At 57.2% G+C, this 19,640-nt stretch carries 13 protein-coding genes; 7 read left to right on the top strand and 6 right to left on the bottom strand.

The window, feature by feature from the left end; genetic code table 11:
- Positions 1 to 10 precede the first annotated feature (10 nt).
- Positions 11 to 544, bottom strand: a complete 534-nt coding sequence (locus JW885_08785; GenBank protein MBN1882253.1) for a hypothetical protein — start codon at positions 542 to 544, stop codon at positions 11 to 13.
- Positions 545 to 1,194: 650 nt separating this feature from the next.
- Between JW885_08785 and selB the strand changes: the two genes are divergently transcribed.
- A complete protein-coding gene (gene selB / locus JW885_08780) occupies positions 1,195 to 3,105 on the top strand; it encodes a selenocysteine-specific translation elongation factor (protein ID MBN1882252.1) in 1,911 nt (636 codons plus the stop codon).
- 135 nt (positions 3,106 to 3,240) lie between these two features.
- Here the strand turns inward: selB and JW885_08775 are convergent, their stop codons facing one another.
- Entirely contained in the window at positions 3,241 to 3,732 is a 492-nt protein-coding gene (locus JW885_08775; GenBank protein MBN1882251.1) for a nuclear transport factor 2 family protein, read from the bottom strand.
- A gap of 147 nt (positions 3,733 to 3,879) precedes the next feature.
- On the opposite strand from JW885_08775, the gene JW885_08770 reads away from it, so the two are divergent.
- The 4 genes from JW885_08770 (at position 3,880) to JW885_08755 (ending at position 8,478) form a co-directional block, all read left to right on the top strand.
- Positions 3,880 to 4,737 (top strand): MaoC family dehydratase N-terminal domain-containing protein, encoded by an 858-nt coding sequence (locus JW885_08770; protein ID MBN1882250.1) that lies wholly within the window; start codon positions 3,880 to 3,882, stop codon positions 4,735 to 4,737.
- Between the two features lie 217 nt (positions 4,738 to 4,954).
- A complete protein-coding gene (locus JW885_08765) occupies positions 4,955 to 5,743 on the top strand; it encodes a hypothetical protein (protein MBN1882249.1) in 789 nt (262 codons plus the stop codon).
- A 93-nt stretch (positions 5,744 to 5,836) separates the two neighbouring features.
- Positions 5,837 to 7,726 (top strand): tetratricopeptide repeat protein, encoded by a 1,890-nt coding sequence (locus JW885_08760; GenBank protein MBN1882248.1) that lies wholly within the window; start codon positions 5,837 to 5,839, stop codon positions 7,724 to 7,726.
- Positions 7,727 to 7,794: 68 nt separating this feature from the next.
- Entirely contained in the window at positions 7,795 to 8,478 is a 684-nt protein-coding gene (locus JW885_08755; protein MBN1882247.1) for a D-lyxose/D-mannose family sugar isomerase, read from the top strand.
- Positions 8,479 to 8,620: 142 nt separating this feature from the next.
- Here the strand turns inward: JW885_08755 and JW885_08750 are convergent, their stop codons facing one another.
- The 4 genes from JW885_08750 to JW885_08735 form a co-directional block, all read right to left on the bottom strand.
- Positions 8,621 to 9,547 carry a hypothetical protein gene (locus JW885_08750; protein ID MBN1882246.1) on the bottom strand — a complete coding sequence of 309 codons (927 nt, stop codon included), beginning with the start codon at positions 9,545 to 9,547 and terminating at the stop codon, positions 8,621 to 8,623.
- Positions 9,548 to 9,590: 43 nt separating this feature from the next.
- Positions 9,591 to 10,076 (bottom strand): protease complex subunit PrcB family protein, encoded by a 486-nt coding sequence (locus tag JW885_08745; protein MBN1882245.1) that lies wholly within the window; start codon positions 10,074 to 10,076, stop codon positions 9,591 to 9,593.
- A complete protein-coding gene (locus JW885_08740) occupies positions 10,073 to 11,605 on the bottom strand; it encodes a hypothetical protein (protein ID MBN1882244.1) in 1,533 nt (510 codons plus the stop codon). The genes JW885_08745 and JW885_08740 overlap by 4 nt, the downstream gene beginning before the upstream one ends.
- Before the next feature lie 87 nt (positions 11,606 to 11,692).
- A complete protein-coding gene (locus tag JW885_08735; GenBank protein ID MBN1882243.1) occupies positions 11,693 to 14,173 on the bottom strand; it encodes a penicillin acylase family protein in 2,481 nt (826 codons plus the stop codon).
- A 730-nt stretch (positions 14,174 to 14,903) separates the two neighbouring features.
- Between JW885_08735 and JW885_08730 the strand changes: the two genes are divergently transcribed.
- Both JW885_08730 and JW885_08725 read left to right on the top strand, forming a co-directional pair.
- Positions 14,904 to 17,468, top strand: coding sequence for a hypothetical protein (locus JW885_08730; protein ID MBN1882242.1), 2,565 nt, complete (start codon positions 14,904 to 14,906; stop codon positions 17,466 to 17,468).
- Positions 17,465 to 19,639, top strand: a complete 2,175-nt coding sequence (locus tag JW885_08725) for a hypothetical protein (protein MBN1882241.1) — start codon at positions 17,465 to 17,467, stop codon at positions 19,637 to 19,639. The genes JW885_08730 and JW885_08725 overlap by 4 nt, the downstream gene beginning before the upstream one ends.
- The last annotated feature ends 1 nt before the right edge of the window (position 19,640 follow it).

The following is a 19,640-nucleotide window of genomic DNA, read 5'->3' as shown; positions in this document are numbered from 1 at the left end:
GTTTTTGAAATTACGCGGCAACCTTGCGGTATTCCCTCTTCAAGGTTTCCATGCGGGTAAGGCCCTTTTCCCTGAGTCGTTTCACGGGGCTGTCAATCCGGGTAAATTCTTCAACCAGTTTGCTGTCGGCCTTTTTCAGCTTGGAAGCCATGCGGGCCCAGAGCGCTTCTTCGTTTTTCATGTGTTCACGGATCATCTCGATGAAGCTCTTCGAATAGTGGACGTACACACCCCGGGCGCCCTGGTATCCCAGGTCGTAGGCCTCGATCACACGAAGCAAAAACCGAATCATTTTTTTGTATTTCCTGTGATCGTTTGTGATCCCGTCCCTCTCGGTGGGCGAGAGATTGACCCGGGAGAAAACCGCTTCCTCTCGATCCTGGTGAGTTCCGTTTGCGTACAGCCTGATGAGCTCCATGTTTTCCCGGAGCATCCACGGGGGAACGTCACGACCGTTTTCCATTTTTAAGGTTGATTGTTCCAGCAGATCAAGAAGTACATACAGGATGTCGTGTTCGCTTTGGAGGTATTCTATTGATTTCATTTTTTCCTCCTTACCCCTATGCCGTAATGCTGTTGAGAGGGTATCAAAAGGGATCTTTCGTTCTTTATTGTAATCGCATCTAACATAATTACTGTTTTTTCGAAGTCAATGGTATCTATGCGTTTTTATCATCTTTGTACGTTTTTTATACCCTGTATTAGACATCCGATATGTGACGAAGGTAACAAAATTAAGAATTTTTTTTTTGACGACCCGTTTTTATTTCTTTGCACATACAGCATACAAACAATACCTGTCCAGGTAAATAGGGTGAACACAGTATTTCTATGGGAAAAAAATGTGTATTTATGAGAATAATACCCTTTGTTTTCCTGTAAAATACTCTTTTTTTATGAAGAAAAAGGTTTGAGAAGGATCGAAATGGGCGCCAAAAAGGGTTTTTAAGGATTGTCCTATGGGCTCTGATGTGTTCGTGCATCGGTCGTGTGGGAAACGACCGGATGTTGAGCGTCTTCGTCCATACGGGGCATATATAATATGTGGTTATGTGGTGAAGAGTATGTCCGTATGGCGTGTTCGTCGCCGTCGGCCGATATGCGCCTCTTCTCATATGCCTCTTTTGTGGTCTTTCGGGGCGTCATTTGCTATAATCTAAAAATAATCGCACTATCGTTTTCGGATTATTGAGGATGAAACAACTCATACTGGGTACGGCGGGACATATCGATCACGGGAAGACGTCTTTGATTTACGCCCTCACCGGCATCGATACCGACAGGCTTAAGGAAGAAAAAGAGCGGGGCATTACCATCGAGCTCGGCTTCGCCCACCTGGATCTCCCCTCGGGCATTCGCCTGGGGATCGTGGATGTTCCGGGGCACGAGAGATTCGTGAAAAACATGGTCGCAGGGGCCGGGGGCATCGATGTGGTGGCCTTGGTGGTGGCGGCGGATGAAGGGGTAATGCCCCAGACCGTCGAGCATCTCAATATCCTCAAGCTCCTGGATGTCAACACCGGGCTTGTGGTCATCACCAAAACGGACCTCGCGGACGACGATTTCACAGGTCTCGTCGAGGAGGAACTGGTCGAATTCGTCTCCGGGACATTTCTGGAGGGAGCCCCGATGGTACGGGTGTCTTCAACCGAAAGGACGGGGATGGACCGCCTCGTGTCCGTTCTGGATGAGCTGGCGGGGCGTGTGAAGGCGAGGCGGACGTCGGGGACGTTTCGGCTGCCGGTGGACCGAGTATTTACCATGAAGGGATTCGGCACGGTGATTACCGGCACGCTGCTTTCCGGCGGCGTCAAGGCGGGGGAGGAGGTCGCCGTCATGCCCAAGGGCGTCCACGCCAAGGTTCGGGGCATACAGATTCACGGCGAGCAGAAACCGGAGGCGGTGGCAGGCTCCCGAACGGCTCTGAATCTCTCCGGGGTGAGTCGGGATCAACTGGAGCGGGGAGATGTGCTGATCTCCCCCGGCACGATCGAGCCGACCTACATGGCGGATGTGATGCTCATGAACCTGGCGGGCGCGCCGCCCCTGAAAAACCGGACGAGGGCGCGCTTTCACGCCGGCACCAGCGAAATCATGGCGCATGTCGTCCTGCTTGATCGGGATGTTCTGGAACCGGGGGACGAAGCCCCGGTCCAGGTGCGGCTGACGGAGCCGGCGGTTTTGATTCCGGGGGATCGATTCGTCCTCAGGTCGCTTTCGCCAGTGACGACCGTCGGCGGCGGCGAGGTGCTCAATGCACACCCGAAAAAGCACAAGCGGTTTTCAGAAGACGTGCTGAAAAATATTGAGCGGCTGGTGGGCGGCGGATATGCCGAGCGAATCGAAATATTTTTGAAAGACGCGGGCGCCCCCGGGGCGACGGCGAAGGCGATGGCGGCGTGGGTGGGCATTCCGGAAGAGCAGTCCCGGGAATTTCTGCGGAACCTGGCGGACGCCGGCGCCGCAGTGGTCGTGGACGCCGACAGGTTTCGGTATATCGCACGGGAAGAGGCGAAGCGTCTCTCGGATCTCCTTCTCGGCCGACTCGAGGTCCATCATAAGGCGCAGCCAACCCTGCCGGGCATATCCAAGGAGGAGCTGCTCTCTAAAATGCCCTGGGGCGTGGACGCGAAGCTCATGGCACGGCTTTTGAGTGATCTCACGGAAAAGAGGCGGATTACGCTTTCCGGTGATATTGTGGCTCTTGCCGGTCACAAGGTATCCATGAAGGATGACGAGACACACATCGCCTCACGGGCGGTGGAGCTGATTCGTGCCGGGGGCCTGTCGCCCCCGAGCACCCAGGAATTGGCGGGAGCCCTGGGGAGTCCCGAACAGGATATAAAAAAACTGCTTGCGGCCGTCTCCCATGATGGAAGCATCGTGAGGGTAAAGGACACCCTCTATTTCGACGTCGATCGGATGGATGACCTGAAAGATCGCCTTGTGGCTTTTTTGAAGGAAAAGGGCGATCTGACCACCCAGGAATTCAAGGAGATGACCGGCTCCACCCGGAAGTATACCATCCCCTTGTTGGAGTATTTCGACAGCCAGAAGGTGACCATGCGGGTGGGGGATGTGAGAAAGCTCAGGGGAGGAGCATAGGGGGATATGCAAAAGAAGCGGGTCACGCCGCGTATGATGAGTGCCTTCGAACATCCGGGAGTCGTTCTTCGGGAAGCGAAAGATCACGCCGATGTCGACCCCGGACCCCGTCTTTTGTACTGATTATGCCACTCCTCAGAGGGCTTCCATGAAGCCGATATCCGTCCAGCGGCTGCGCACCGCCTTCCATTCGCCGTCTTCCCTCTCCAGTTTTATCTCCAGCAGATATCCGCCGCCGGAGCTGGGCACCACATCGCCGATTTCCTCCAGAGTCTCCCCGCCGGTAAATACCACCTTCACGGCCGCCTCGGCCCGATCCCCCTCCACGGTGATCTCGGTATCCCGGATGTACACATTGATGCGGTCGTACTGTCTGAAATAGACGAATAACAATCCCTTCAGGGCGTCCCGGTCGTTGCCGTACTCATCTTTGTATGAGTCCGATACGTGCTCGGTGACGCCCTTGATGTCCTTTTCAACGGCGGCCCGGGCGGCGCTCTCGATTATTCCCCGAATCAGATCCTCGTCCGAGAGACTCTTTCGGCACGAGACTACAGAGAGCATGATGGAAGCGACCAGGAGAAGGACGGCCGGGATGCGGAGCCGATGATGTAACGGAATGCTCATTGTTCCCCTCGCATATGAGGTACACCGATACGCTACCATGCTCCTCTATCGGTGTCAATTGAATACCCTCTTCGTCTTGACAGGGGTGTCGTGATTTGATACATCACGTATATAAAAATAATCGGCCTCTTTTAAGGAGTACGACATATGGCCATGAACAGATCCCTGATAGGCGCAACCTACGGACCCATCGACGGAGAAGTGGTGCCCCGGGAGGCGATGTACTACGCCCTTGCCACCAATGATGACAACGAGGCGTATATCGACGGCTCCCGGCCCGGCGGGACCGTCGCACCGCCGCTGTATGCAGTTAGCAAGGACCTGGGCGCCCTGGGGGTGCTGGAGGTGATCAAGGAGCCGGACCTGGGGCTCAACTGGGCCTATGTGGTTCACGGAGAGCAGTATTTCGAGTGGGAGCGCCCGCTTATTCCGGGAGCGAAGATGAAATCCTGGGCGACGCTCAAGGATATTATCGACAAGGGCACAGGGGAGCTTCTGGAGATAAAGGTCGACAGCTTTACCGAGGAGGATGAGCTGGTGGTCAGCCAGGTCATCGGCTTTTTCGAGAGAAATCCGAACGCCCCGAAAAAAAAGAAGGACAAAATCGAGGAGCCGAAGCGGGGCGAGGTCCTCTTTACCCAGGATATGCCGGTGAAAAAGGGACAGACATACATATACGCGGAACCCTCGGGCGATCACAACCCGATTCACGTGGATCCCGATTTCGCAGTCAAGGTGGGACTTGGGGGCATCATCCTGCAGGGACTGTGCACCATGGCGTTCGTCCAGAAAGCGGTGGTGGATAACGCATGCAGTAAAGACCCCACCCGTCTCAAGAAGCTGAAGGTGCGGTTTTCCCGGAACGTGCTGCCCGGAGACACGGTGACCACCACCGGCTGGCTCCGGGAAAGAAAGGACGGGAGACTGATCATCGATCTCGAGGCCCGGGTGGATCGAGGAGACGTGGTCATCCGGGACGCGTGGGCCGAGGTGGCGGAACAATAACGGCATAAAAATAGTCCGGCGAATCGCCGTGCCCCCATCACTTAGGGGCCGGTCGAATCCGGATACGATTCGGCTGCCAATTCACGGCGTTCCAAAGATGCGGAAATAACCGACGGTATCGTTCGAAATCGATGTGGTCGTGTGTTTCCCGGTTGATTTTATATTCGGGGTAATGTATATATAGTTTATAGATAATCACACAACAGGATCGAGTGATATGCAGTGGGACGCGCACTCTTTGAATGCAGTTATTCTGTACGCCGCCCTTGCGATCGGGGTGCCTCTTCTTCTCTACTTCCTTCTCTCCCGACGGTCGAGAATCATTTCCCCAGACTCTAACGCCGCCCGGTCTTTCCGCCCCACCTTTTTTACGCCGAGACATAAAAAAGCGCTTTATGCGTTCGCCGACTCTCGGGGATTGAGTATACAGCCCGAGGACACGGACGGCTCCCTCGCCCGGAGGTTTGTCGAGCAGATGAACCTGCCGGTACACGGCGATATCGAGGACATCATGAAGGTTCCCCTTCCCCAGGGGGAGGGGTATTTCTTTACCCAGAGCCCGGACGTTACCGACAGCGACAGCACCAGTGAAGGCACCCCGCGTCATTCCCTGGTCGTTTTTTCCCCTCTTCCGCTTTCCGGACGAACGTTCCTGACGCCGAAGTTTCCTTTGGGAGGTTCGGTGGGCAGGAAGATGATCGAGATGCTGCTGTCACACCTCTTCGGGGTACGGGACGTCTCGTTCGTCGAAACCGAGAGAGAATTCCCGGAATTCTCAAAAAAAGTCACCGTGTTTTCCGAGGATGAAGACGGTGCACGGGGGGTCCTGTTGAATGAGGAGATCACCTCTCTTCTCCTGGAGCTTCAGGGGAAGACGATCATCAACATGGCCGTAACTCCCGGCGGGCTGGCGATACACATCGAGCCGATGATAAAAAAGGTCGAACAGATCGAGGCGCTCGTTGGATGGTCTGAAAAAATAATCCGGGCACTGAGCGAACGATAGGCGAGTCGAACGCGGGACACGAAGCGGTTCCAATTACACCGGTGCGTGCAAGAGAGCGTACAGCGGCAGAAACCGTTTGAGAAAGGATACATGATGAAAAAGGCGATCGTGGTGCCGATAGTTGCGGTGATCCTGCTTCTTGTGATCGGATGTGTTGTGGTTCAAATACTGACCGTCTCCGATGGAAGCGCCTATCGGCCCGGAGAAGAAGTCGTCACGGGATTGAAGAACACCGAGCTGATCGACACGGGCGACGAACGTACCTTCGGCGACGGCTGGCTCCGGGTGGAGCGGGATAATTACGTGCTTCACCTTTCGGGCACCCCCTACGAGATGGGGTATCAGCACGGGATTCTCATGGCCGACGAGATCGCCGCCGGCGTCTTACCGATATTTTCTGACCCCATCGGGCACAATCCCTCCTTCGCGGACAAACCCGCCGTCCTGATAAAGCTGATCACCATGTATCTGGAAATAACCGTTTATCGCCCCATAGAAAAGAACACGCCCCCCGAATACCTGGAAGAGATCGCCGGCATCGCCGACGGCGCGGGTCTTTCCTACCGTGACGTGTTTGTGGCGAATTTTCTTTCGGACCTCTCCATGGCCATGGTGCCGGGGGTGATTGCCGAAAAGGCGCTTGATCTGGGTCTTGCCGCGGAAAACGTGGCGGAATGCTCCAGCTTTATTGCCGCAGGCACCGCCACTCTGGACGGCTCGCTCGTCTTCGGCCGCAACACCGATTATTCCGGCCAGGGTCGATGGGGGCGGTATCAGACCATCTTCTTCTACGAACCGGCGGACGGTCTTCGTTATGTGAAGATTTCCACCGCCGGCCTCATCAAGTGCAACTCCGCCATGAACGAGGCGGGGATCATCGTGGGGGGACACTTCATGGCTTTTGACGGGGCGCGGCCCGACGGGGTCTCGTTTACCGTCTTTGAAAACGAGATCATGCGAAAGGCGCACACCATCGACGACGCCCTGAAGATACTGGAAGACACGCCCCGGGGAGGGTGCTTCGCCCTGATGATCGCCGACGGAAAGGATGGCCGCGGGGTGGTGGCGGAATCTTCGCCGGAGGTGCTGGGGGTGCGGGAGATGGAAGACGATATCATTGCCCTGACGAATTACGCCACCACCGATGACCTTGAGCCGCGGGACCTGATGATCCGCTATAACCTGGTGATGCGAAACCTCGCCGGCAGGCATCTCCGCCTGAAAGAGCTTCTGCTCGAGCATCACGGGAAGGTCACGCCGGAGCTGGCGGCGCGCTTCATGAGCGATCATCACGATATCATCATGGGTCGGGAGCGAGGCACCGGCATCACGGTCTGTTCGGACAACAACGTCACCTCGGCGGTGTTCTCCCCGGGTGACGGCCGCTTCTGGGTGGCCACAGGAGAGGAGCCGGCGTGCACCAATCCATATGTGGGGTTTGACTTCGAGGCCGGGTTCTCGGGGGAGTTCACCCCCGTGGATCCGGAGATACTCGCCGGATACGAGTGGGAGGCGGATTATCGCCGGGAGGCCCTCACGGCGTATATGGAGGCGTATCTGGCCTACACGGATGATCCCGCAAACAAGGAGACGGTGCTTTCCTACCTCGCCGAGGCGATAACAATCGATCCGACGGAGCCGATCTATTACCGGATGGCGGGGAGGATTCTCATCCACCAGGGGAAGTACCGGGAGGCGCTGGGGGTGCTGTCTCGATCCCTTGAGTTTCTCCAGTCCCCCAATGAGCGAGCCCAGACGTACCTGCTGCTGGGACAGGCCTATGATATGGCCGGAAAACGGGAGAACGCCGTCACCATGTACGAGGAGGTTATCGCGATGTCCGAGAACGGCGGCGAGGATTATTTTTCATCCATCAATTACTTCGTCGCGGCACTCGCCCGGATGGGCATGGAGACCCCGTTTACACCCGAGGACCTGGATACGGTCCCCATTGCCTTTTCCCTGGAGAGCGGGTTTGAATAGGCCCTTTTGTTGAGTGATGGGTTTCTAATCCCCACAGACACCGGGGTGTGTGAGAATAAGAGAGCGGCGTGAAACGATCGGAAATCAACACCATTATCACCGAGAGCATCGCCTTTTTCAGACGGCACCGTTTCTTTCTTCCCCCCTTCGCCTGGATCAAGCCGGACGAGTGGAAGGCGATGGCAAAGGAGTATGAATCCGCGATTGGGGCGGGCCTGGGCTGGGACGTGACCGATTTCGGCCTGGGGAGATTTTCCGAGACGGGGTTGTTGCTCTTTACCCTGAGGAACGGCGTTCCAAAGGCGCAAAACGACCAGGCGAAAACCTACTGCGAAAAGATCATCCACCTGAGGGAGGGCCAGGAGTGCCCCTCCCATTATCACACATCGAAGATGGAAGACATCATCAACCGGGGCGGTGGGGAGCTTCTCTTTCGCCTGTATTGGGCGGGAGCGGACGGCCGGTCCTACTCGGATTTGGAGATCAGTATCGAGGGGGACGGCCGGACGGTCACGTGCGAGGCGGGGGGAGTGATAAGGCTTGGGCCGGGGGAAAGCCTGACCATCCCGCCGTTTCTCTATCACAGCTTCTGGGCCGAGGGTGAGGACGTGCTGGCCGGGGAGGTCTCCCGGGTCAACGACGATGTGACGGACAATTTTTTTTATACCGACCTTCCGAGGTTTTCGGATATCCAGGAGGATGAGCCCCCCGAATATCTCCTGGTGCATGAGCTGAGTAAATTTCTCTCCTGATTCCGGAGGTCTAGGGGAAGGGATGGGAAGGGAATGCGCACCGGGATTTTTTCGGTGCATTGAGAAAAAAATCGAATCAATAAAAAGCCGGCATCCGCAAATTCGGGTGCCGGCTCCTTTTATCTGATATTTGGATGTGATGTCATCGGTTTCTCAACAGGCGTTCCAGCACCAGGCCCACCACGATCATCAGGGCGCCCGCGAAGATAAAAAGGGCCGAGCGGCCCACCTCCTCGAAGAAGAGGTCGGTAAAGCGGGTGAGGATATTGAGGGTGAGGAAGATCGCCCCGAAGGTGACGAAGGAGCGGTCTTTTTTTATCCCGCCGAAGACGATGGTGGCGATATTGGCGAGGAAAAAGAGACCGGTGAAGAGGATAAGCTCCATGGTGTCCCGGGAGCCGAACAGCTCAAGATCACGACCGAACAGGGAGAGCATCCAGAGCGACGTATTGAGGAACAGAAATCCCATGAAGTAGTAGACCCGATCGAAATAGTCGAATCCCCGTCTGACGGCGTCGATGAACTTCTCCTGAATGAATCCGGCGAGGATGACCAGGGGGCTTGCCAGGGCGATGTAGGTGTGGCTGTTGACGCCGCCCTTGACGAAGGGGAGCCACCCCCAGAAGCCGCCCCCGATGTACGCCAGGTAACTGAACAGGGAGATGATTGCCAGAATCAGGACCAGGTGGTTGGCGAAAAAATAGGCCAAGACGAAGTAGATCGCGGTGGCGATGAAGAGGATGTAGGACGCCGCGGGCAGAGGCTCGCCGAACATCTTGTTGATGCTGACGATATCCAATCCCAACAGAACCGCCGCGATGAAGATGACCACACCGCCGAACACCGGCGACGGGCCCTTGCCGTCGTCGTAGAGGCGGTTCCCCCAGATGATGCCCCCCAGCGCCAGGACCGTGAGGATGACCGACGTGAAAAACCATCGCCCGAAGAGATCCAGCACCAGGGACACGAAGCCCAGGGCGACCACGACGCCGCCCAGGATGATGATATACTGGGCGGTGGGGTCCTTTCGCGATGAGCCGCCCTTTTTCACGGGAACATTTTTAGTCATGTTTCGATTGTATCCTCTCGAGTCTCCGATTACAACGGATAATTTACCATGATTCTCTGGTTTCCCACCGAAACTCAACGGGGAGGTCCGTTTTGCTCAGGATAACCCCGTGATACGGCTGGGTGAGAGCCGCCGTCACGGCGGCGTCTTCCGGCGGCTCGAGCATGAGCACGTGAACCTCCAGACCGCCGTCGACGGCGACGATCCGCTCGATCGCCACGTCATACCCCCCCGACGGCATCACCCCCGAAGAGACGAAGATGACGGTTGTCGTCTCAAAATCGATGGAGGGTGCTGTGGGAGTCGGAAAGTCGCCCCGGACGATCATCTCCCACACGGAGAGAAAGCCGTCGTCGTCGTTGATGATCAGTGCCGTTCGCTCGACGATGCCGTTCGCATGCCATCCCGTAAGGATCGTCTCGAACGGTATCGTCTCAGGGGCGGCGGGATCGGGTTCCTGCGCCGCGCCGCGGCCGAAAAGACACAGACACACCGCGCAGAGCATCATAAGAAGAAAGATGCGTTTCACGGCTGATCCCCCTTTCGCGACAGGATAATAGTCAGGTTTGTCTGCCCGTCGTCGGTCCACGTGATTGCGTCCGCCGTCTCCCAGGCGGAGAGGTATTGGGCCAGCTCCCGGTACGACAGGGCATCGTCCTCTTCAACGACGCTTCCCGAAAAACCACATTCCGAAAGCAGGGAGGTGAAAACATCCACCCCTGCGGGAGCCTCGATCAGGGCCGCGGGCCTGAGATGAAGGGAGAGAATGATCCCGGGGGTTGGGTGTGGATCGACGGTGTTGTTTTGGATGAAGCGGCGATGGGCGAGGATGTCCCCCGCATCCCGGCCGATGATGAGAAGACCGTCGTCGGCGGTGAACACGATACCCTCGCCGTGTAACACGCCGGTTGTCATGGTCACGTCGTCCACGAGACTCAGGGAGGTCGGCGCACCGGAGGCTTCCAGGGTGTTTTTTAGAAGCGAATCGGCGTCCGGCCCGGCCGCCCCCCCTATCGCCGGATGCAGGACGCCGGGAGTTTCGCCGGCCAGGAGGATTGCCGAGCAGCCGTGTGGGAAGAGACGTGGAAAAAGCCCCGCATTTTCCTCCCCCGCCGTCAGGAGTCCTTCGCCGATAATCAGCGAGAGGAGTTCCTCATTGATATATCGGAACTCGGGGGCGGCGGGCGGGGTCCGGGGGGCGTCGCCGTCCGTGTCACGAGCGGCGTTCAGCACGAGGGATTCCCCCTCCCATGTCGCACAGAAAAACACCGGAGACGGTTTTGCGGCCCCCCCTCCGCCGAGCAGGTGGAGGAGTATAGGGTCGGCTGCATCGTCTTTTACGAGTCCCCCCAGCCCCTCCCGGGAGAATCCCCAGACGCAGGCTTTTTCCGCTCGGAATCGCTCCAGCTTTTGCCGGATCGGCTCATCCGCCGTCGATGCGGTCTCTTCCCCGGTCAGAAGGTCAAGGGCGGACTCAAACAAATGCCGGTCGCTGGAGAAGACGAGGAGGTCATTGTCGAAGGTGTAAAAGAGCGTCGGCGCTTCATCGGATTCAATGGAGATCTCCCGAACGGTCATGTCCCGAAAGGGGATCCGGTCGATGTGCATCTGTTCATCGATGAAAATGATAAACTGCTCCAGAAACACCACCGTCGGGTGCACCCGGGAGACGAAGAGAACCGCCGGATCGTCGTTCGATGGATAGACCGCCAGTGCCGACTCGTACCCGAGGAGATAGAACAAGAGCTCCGGGGAGATCTCCTCCAGGTCAAACGTATCGGTGATGGCCCCCCGGACGGGGCCAAGGTCCGCCGTCGTCGCATTTATGAGTGACAAAAAGCGGGAGCCGCGGGTGACGGCGTCCTCCCCCATCTCCTCCCACACGCCCGCCATGTCCCGGGTTACGATGAGAATGTCGGGGCCTTCGGGGATAAAACCCTCCACCTCCATGACCACCGGCGGCGGGCGGAAAAAGGCCGTGTATATAATCGCCGTCGCTCCCGCGAGGCAGACGAGTATAAGGATGACAACGAGAAGGCGTTTCGTGCGTTTTTTCATATGGCAAAACGAAAGAGGTTCATGTGATTCCCGATGAATTCAAAAACGGGGCCGCGCGCAAATCACGCGCGGCCCCGTTTGCTGTTACTATTCGGCTTCGGCTTCCGGGGAGATGATCAGGATGTACGCCGCGTCATCCATCACTCGATCTTTATCCAGGACAAAGGGCCGATACGAGACCGTGCGCCACAAAAGGGCCTGATCGTCGTAGTGGGGACTCATGAAATTGCCGGATATCCCCGCCGGGATCACCCTGAGTGAGTTGTTGATATCTCCCAGGTCGAAGATATAGCGCTCCGACGCGCCGTGATAGACCCCCCAGGGATCGGTGATGTGATACGGGGCGGGGTTGACCGTCGCCCAGCTCCCCCACAGGGGATAGGGTCCGATGTTCATACACATGCCCAGCAGTTTCGACTCGACCCCGAAGGCGTGATACAGTGTCAGGGTATGCAGCTCTCCCCACTCCCATTTGTCCGGATCGCCTCCCATCTCGGATTCCAGGAGGGCTACGGCGTTCAAAAAGCTCATCCTGATCATATCGTTCATGTCTTCGATTTCATCGGTGGCGGGGTCGTCGAACCAGATCGACTCCCCCCGATCGATCATGTCCCTGAGGGCGTTGAAGGCGATGTAATAGTTATCTATATAGTGAAGATAGAGCTCGTCCCCCAGCCGGTTTTTGAAGGTGTTTTCCATCATGGAGTTGACGGTTGCGTGGAAGATACTGCATGCAGCGCTTTCCACCGTGGCTTCATAATCCCAGGAGGCCAAAAGCTCCAAGGCCCGTGCCTCGGTGTCGGTAAGCTCCGCATCCGAAAGAGCCGCCTCCATCACCGGCACCCACTCCCGGGCCAAAAGCACCAGGACGTCGGCGTGCATCCTCTGCATATCCACGATCCCCAGCGTCTCTTTTTCTTCCATCATCTCTGAAATACGTGAAAACCGGTCCGGCATGGCGTAATAGTTGGATATCAGATAGGGGTAGTCGTCGCCTGTATGTTTGTTGTTCGCGGTGGCGATCCACCCTCTCGGGGGATTTTTCGTGTGAGGCTGTCTATCGGTGGGAACGTACCCCCGCCACTCGTAGCGGTCGTCCCATCCGGGGAGAGGCAGGATGCCCGGATTCCAGTTTCCGCTGTACTCGAGGATCGGCGGCTCGCCTCCCTCGGGAACGGGGTAGAAAAGCGGGGTGCCGTATTCGGCGCCGCCGCGGATCGGAATGCCCACCGACGCCCAGTAGCCGATGTTTCCCTCATCGTCGGCATAGACGATATTCTGGGCGGGACACTTGAAGTATTCGATGCCCTTCTCGAAGTCTTCGACGCTCTCGGCCCGATTGAAGTGATAGAGCGCCGTCGCCACGCCGAAAAGCTCAGTCGCCGTCCAGCGCATGGCCAGGGCGTAGCCCTCCGGCTCGTCCTGTACGTTCACGTCGTTGACAATGGGACCGTGCCGGGTGATTCTAACGGTGTAGGTCACCGGGTCGCCGTCTTTCACCGGTATGGTGTGCTCGACGAGTTCCATTTCCTCCCACTCACCCTCGTAGTAATACCGGTTCGGATCGTTCGGGTCGATGATCTCCATGTAATAATCCGAGTCGTCGGCCATGACGTTGGTGAATCCCCAGGCCACATGCTCCGTGGCGCCCACGGTAATAACCGGTATCCCCGGCGGCATCACGCCGGAGACGTTCATGTCCGGCGTCGTTATGTGCGCCTCGTACCATATCCCCGGCGCCCCATGGCCCAGGTGCATGTCGTTTGCCAGTATCGGCATGCCGGTATCCGACTTTTCGCCGGAGATGACCCAGTTGTTGCTGACGCCGCCCCCCTCGGTGCCGGTCAACGTGCGGGCGTCGGCGAATACATTCAGGAGGTTCAGGGAGGTGTCGGCCCCGGCGAAGGGAAGGCCCGTCATGATGAAGGGGGCGTCGTCGGGATACTCGACGATGATCTCTCGGGCGGCCTCCTCTCCCACCGCGTTGATGATGGCGTAAAACAGAAGCTCTGTATTGAATGAGCTGTTCAAATCCCACGCCATCAGATAATACGCTGCGGCGCAGTCCGCCGGCTGCCAGGGCTCCGGTTCGTATCCGAGGAGGGTGAATTCCACCGGCAGGGGGCCGTTTCGGTTTTCCAGGTAGAAGTTGACCCCGTCGGCGAAGGCTTCCATCGCTTCGGCGATTTCCGGGGGATACTGCTCGTACATTTCGTCGATGGGGGTTTCGGCGGTGATGGTCAGAAAGAGCTTATCCGCCCCCAGGGCCCCCTCCCCCAGAATTTCCGACAGCCGACCGCGGATGGCCCGCCGGATGATATCCATCTGAAAGAGCCGATCCTGGGCGATGGCGTATCCCATAGCGAAATACGCGTCGTAATCGGTTTGGGCGTAAATATGGGGCATGCCGTAGGAATCCCTGACGATTTCCACCGTGTCCGAGAGGCCCGGGGCGGAAAGCTCGCCGTCGTATTTGGGAAGGGTTGATTTCAGATATCCACATACGCCGAGACAGGCGACAATGATCACCGCGACCAGGACCCAGGCGATTGTTTTAAAAGCTTTCATGGGTATGTCTCCTTGAAATGATATGAAGGTATGATATTGTGTGAGAAGGACTTTCTGCATGCATCCGGCGGCGTGTCGGAATCGTTGAACGATGAGGGCCCCGGGGTGCTCGTCTGCAAGCCTCGCTCAGCCTCGGGTGAAGATCCGATATCCGGTCGAGCAGGACGTGGCGGGAATATACCCATACGCCGCGCGCCATTTATTGTAAAGAGAAGGGTAATGAAAGTCAATTACGAAAACAGGGACGTTCCATTCATACGGTAACGGACGGGGACGAATACCGCCCCATCCCGGGTGATACAAAAGAAATGACGTGCGCACGGGCATAAAAACGTTCATAAGGTGAGTTGCCCCTTTCACTTGACATGAGCCGATGAATGCTGTATAATCCTCTGACTTTGGGAAGGGCGATGGAATAGCGTTCCTGTCCAAATAACCCGTAAGGTTTTCTTCTTCTGATTCACATAAGGTGTGTTTTATGCTCTGCCGGGAGGAGGGTAAATCGATTCTCACGTTTGACAATGCCTGATTGTTCGGACCGATTCGATTGTTCGGCTTCGAATTGAAAATTTTAATTGATCACGCATCGATGTGAAGGCAGAAACCTCCAAGAGAGTTCCCGCCGAAGACGACACCCGCCTTCTGACTGTTTCCAGCTCATGCACTGTACAACAATTCCGTCGCACCAGTGATGTCCTTCTTTTGCGACGGCACGGAACGAGGTATAGGTATGTCCCCTGAGTTTCACATAGCGCTGTGTCTCCACTTTCACCAACCCCACTTCCAGCTCAGGACCGTTCGCGATCAGGTCTTCGCCAACTGCTACTACCCGATGATGGAAATGCTCGAGGGCGTCGACGATCCCAAGGGCGATCTGAAACTGAACTTTCACGTGTCCGGGCCCCTGATAAACTATTCGTTTCGCAACGAGCGGTCGTTTCTGGACCGCATGAAGGGACAGGTCGAGCGGGGGGTGGTTAAGATCGTGGGCGGACTCATCGATGAGTCATTTCCCCAGCTTTCCTCCCGCATAGACGATACGTATTTTCAGATGGTACGCTACGGCATCGCCACCCAGCAGGCCTTCGGCGTGCAACCCCAGGACTGGGACGGGTTTCATATCGTCGAGCGGGAGCTGGGGGAGGTGCTGCTCTACCAGATGGGCATGGCGATGGAGGACCTGGGGACGGTGCCCATCTATTACCTGGATGTGGAGACGTTCTATACCTCCTATTCCACCGCCGCCGCCGACGAAAACCTGAGCCTCAAGCATTTCGGTGTGGTCGATCCGGCCCAGAACTCCACGCTTCCCTATTTCCCCGCCGAGGCGATGCACGCGGTCTATCGCGACGAGATTATCGGCAAGCCCTTCTTCGTGGCGCCCATACACAGCGAGCTGCGTTATTTTCTCCTGAAACGAAAGCCGATATTCGGTCCCGATCCCATCTGCACGCCGAAGCAGTATCTGGAGATGATCAGAAACAAGGCCCACGCCGCCGGCGAGCTGATCACGAAGAAGGCCAATCGCGAATTTCCGCCGTTGATGTTCATCTTCAACGACGCCGAGCTCTTCGGCCAGTGGAGCAACGATCCCGTGGGAGACCGGGCCTGGATGGAGGAGTTTTTCACGCTCGTGATGAGCGACTCCGAGGCGTCGTTTACCACGCTTCGGGAGTATTACGAGCGGTATGGATATGTTGATACCTATCCCATCAAGAGCAGCACCAGCTATCAGGAGTTTGAAAACTGGACGATGAAACGGGGGATCCGCGGCGTGACCTTTGCGGACCCGAAGTTGAGAAGGGTCATCTCGTGCCTGAGGGACCTGGAGAAATCCCAGGAGCGGGTGGAACAGGTGGTGCTCGATCGGGTCAACCGAGAGGTGGAGGGGATGATCCCGACCATTATCATGGACGAGATCACCCCCCGGGTTCTGGCGTCGAGAAAACGCTACGACCTTATTCGTATCTTCATGGCCCAGTTCTATCCGGAAAAGGTGCTCAAGGCCTACGACCTGATACACACCATACGAAATCTCACCTATCAGGAGGACCCGAGGTGGGCGTCCCGCCATCCCAACTTCGGCTCCTGCACCTACTACGATCTGACGGGCCTGGCCTACATCGCCGTGGCGGACCGCCTTGCCGATTACCTCTTCGCCGAGCTCTCCGAAACGTGGGGATCGTTTCCGAAAACGGCAATGGAGATAGTGGACTGGGATTACGACGGAAACGACGAAGTGATCATCAATAACGACCAGCAGTCCCTGGTGATTTCCAAGATGGCGGGAACCGTCATTCATCACCAGATGCACTCCCCCTATTTCAAGGGCATGGATTTTGAAAAGATACTGGCCGTCGCCGAGACCCTCGTTACCGAGATGCCCATGTTTCCGGCCACCGGTTTTTACAGCCAGTGTCTGCTCCATACCGAGCCGGACAGCGACCTGTGCGTTACCCTGGAAGAGGATTCCCGGGTCGAATACTGCCGGGACGCGTATCGGGCCAATTTCACCGCCCGGGATGATGACGGCGTCGTTTCGGTCATCGGCTCGTTTGACTATGTGATTTTCGACCTGGATGACTACCGGGTGGATGACGATACCATGCAGGTGACGCTGTCGGCCAGGCAGCCTTTGACGATGCCCGACGGGAGGATACTTGAGGCGACCCTCGCCAAAACGTTCAGCGTCACCGAGGACAGCTTCTCGGTCACCTTTGAGATCACGAAGGAAACCGATCCCGACGATCCGGTGTGGCAACAGGTTCGCTTCGTGCCGGAGCTGGTCAATTCCGTCACCCCCGCCGACGACATCGACGGGCGGCTGGACTCCTTCGTCAAGCTCAACACCAACGGCCGGGATCAAAAGATCGCGCTGACCTATCATGTCACCATATTTCCCCCCGACGGCGTCAGCTTCTACCAGAAGGAATATACCGAGACCATTTTCGCCCCCCTGTCGTTTCAGTACGTCCTGGGGGTCAAAACGCCGTATTACGGCTCCTTTTATGATATCCACACCTACCGAATGACTGAGAACACGTCGAAGCTGATCGATGATATCGAGATCGCGCCGGCGGTCCACCATTTTTACAAGGGATATGTTTTCGACGATCATTCCAGGCTCGGCTATCACCAGTCCGGGGCGAAGATATCCCCGTTTTTGAAGCTCGGGCCGGGAAAAACAATCCGATTTGAGGTGACCCTCACCCGGGAGATCGTCGAGATTCAGCCCGATGACGATCTCAAGGAAGGGAGCTTCCCGCTTATTCGCTATGGTGAGGAATCGGTGTGAGAGACACACCGCCTGCATATGTGGCCTTTCTCTGGCACATGCACCAGCCGAATTACCGCGATCCGCACACAGGGGATTTCGTGCTGCCGTTTGTCAGGCTTCACGGCGTCAAGGGCTACTATGACATCATCAGACTGGCCGAGGAATATCCCCGGATGCGGGTGACCGTCAATCTGGTTCCTTCCCTCATCGAGCAGATCAACCAGTACGCCCGCTCGTCGGCCCGGGATCTCTACGGTGATCTGAGCCTGATCGATCCGGGGGATCTGTCCGAGACCCAACGCTACTTCATCATCAGGAACTTCTTCATGAACAGGTGGGAGACCCATGTCAGGCCCCACCCGAGATACCGGGAGCTCCTGGTGCTCCGGGGGAACAATCCGATGCGGGAGGACCCGCAAACGGTTGTCTCCCGTTTTTCGGATCGCGACATCTTAGACCTGCAGACCTGGTTCAATCTGAGCTGGTGCGGGTATTTCGCTCGTGCGGACTATCCCGAGATCACGAGGCTCTTGGAGAAGGGGAAGGACTTCACCACAGACGACAAGAGTGCGGTGATCGACGTCCACCAGTGCATCATGGAGCGGCTTTTGGGCCTCTATAAAAGCGCCGCGGACGATGGTCGTGTGGAGCTCTCTACCAGTCCGCAGTATCATCCCATCCTGCCGCTTCTGGTGGATACGGAGTCCGCCCGACGGGCGATCCCCGGGGTGGAGCTTCCCGGGAGATTCGCCCACCCCGAGGATGCGGACCTTCAGATCAGGAGGGGACGGGCGCTGTTTGAAGAGACCTTCGGCTTTTCGCCCCGGGGCATGTGGCCGCCGGAGGGGTCGGTATCGCCGGAGGTGATACCCCTGGCTGTGGACAACGGATTTGCATGGATGGCCACGGACCAGGACATCCTGTTTCATTCCGAGTGCCAGGGGACGGGGAACGAAAAGGACATCTATCTGGCCCACCGGGCGGCCCACGACGGCCGGGAGATCGGTGTGGTGTTTCGCGATCGGAATCTTTCCGATCTCGTTGGTTTTTCCTACGCACAGAGTCCCCCCGAGGCCGCGGCGGAGGACTTTTTGCGCAGGGTTGAAAACATCGCCCGGGAAAAGAGAAAACATCCCTCCCTGGTGGCGGTGGTTTTAGATGGGGAAAATCCATGGGAGGGCTACATGGACGGGGGAGAGGCGTTTCTTCGCACCGTATACGGGCGGCTTTCCGATGGGAATCATTCCTCTGCCGGCTCGATTACCATCGGGGAGTACGTTTCGTCATATTCGCCCCATTCTCGGATCGCTCCGCTCTTTTCCGGGTCGTGGATCAATCACAGCTTCGGTATTTGGATCGGCCATCCGGAGGAGAACCGGGCGTGGGACCTGGTGTCGCTGGTCCGCACGTATCTGAAAGACAAGGAACGGGAGGGCGCCCCGAAAGACGCCCTGGATGTCGCATGGGAGCGGCTTTTGGCCGCCGAGGGGAGCGACTGGTTCTGGTGGTTCGGTGACGATTTTCATTCCGACACCGAGGAGGAGTTCGACGCCCTCTTCCGCGGATACCTGGCCGGGGTGTTCGAGGCCTTCGGGGAAGATCCGCCGGTTCTTTTGAGCATTCCCATCAAGCGGACGTCCCGCCCCCTGGAGATCAGCCAGCCCCTGGGATTTATCCACCCCGATATAAACGGGAGGGTGAATGACTATTACGAGTGGGTCAACGCGGGTTTTTACGAGGTGGGATTCGGCTCGGGCTCCATGTACGGCGGCGCAGAGGTGGTCGGCGGCCTCTATTTCGGTTTCTCCCTGGAAAACTTCTATTTCAGGATGGACCCGGTGAACGATGACGTGTTCGACGGTTCCCTGAGGGCCTATGTGATCATCCGGGGAAAGCGGACTTACCGGGCGGTCTTTCCGCTCGTTCGGGGCGCGGATGAATACACCCTGTCGGTTTATGACACCGCCTCGACCTCCCGCGACATCGAGGTCAGAAGGGGCGTGAGTATCGACCGGGTGGTGGAGATGGAGATCCCCTTTCGATCCATGGACCTGGAATCCGGGGATCGATTCACCTTCTCCGTTGAGGTCAGGACCGACGGGGTGACCATCTGTCGCTGTCCCCGAAGGGGGTTTTTGCAGACGGAGGCGCCCGGGGAGGATTTTGAGCGTTTGAATTGGAGTGTGTGAG

Source organism: Candidatus Zymogenaceae bacterium (assembly GCA_016931225.1).
Lineage (GTDB): Bacteria > Desulfobacterota > Zymogenia > Zymogenales > Zymogenaceae > JAFGFE01.
This window is presented reverse-complemented; position numbering and strand designations above follow the sequence as displayed.

Excerpts from the sequence above, each read along its gene's own strand:
- JW885_08785 (MBN1882253.1), bottom strand. The coding sequence starts at position 544 with ATGAAATCAATAGAATACCTCCAAAGCGAACACGACATCCTGTATGTA.
- selB (MBN1882252.1), top strand. The coding sequence starts at position 1,195 with ATGAAACAACTCATACTGGGTACGGCGGGACATATCGATCACGGGAAG.
- JW885_08775 (MBN1882251.1), bottom strand. The coding sequence starts at position 3,732 with ATGAGCATTCCGTTACATCATCGGCTCCGCATCCCGGCCGTCCTTCTC.
- JW885_08770 (MBN1882250.1), top strand. The coding sequence starts at position 3,880 with ATGGCCATGAACAGATCCCTGATAGGCGCAACCTACGGACCCATCGAC.
- JW885_08765 (MBN1882249.1), top strand. The coding sequence starts at position 4,955 with ATGCAGTGGGACGCGCACTCTTTGAATGCAGTTATTCTGTACGCCGCC.
- JW885_08760 (MBN1882248.1), top strand. The coding sequence starts at position 5,837 with ATGAAAAAGGCGATCGTGGTGCCGATAGTTGCGGTGATCCTGCTTCTT.
- JW885_08750 (MBN1882246.1), bottom strand. The coding sequence starts at position 9,547 with ATGACTAAAAATGTTCCCGTGAAAAAGGGCGGCTCATCGCGAAAGGAC.
- JW885_08740 (MBN1882244.1), bottom strand. The coding sequence starts at position 11,605 with ATGAAAAAACGCACGAAACGCCTTCTCGTTGTCATCCTTATACTCGTC.
- JW885_08735 (MBN1882243.1), bottom strand. The coding sequence starts at position 14,173 with ATGAAAGCTTTTAAAACAATCGCCTGGGTCCTGGTCGCGGTGATCATT.
- JW885_08730 (MBN1882242.1), top strand. The coding sequence starts at position 14,904 with ATGTCCCCTGAGTTTCACATAGCGCTGTGTCTCCACTTTCACCAACCC.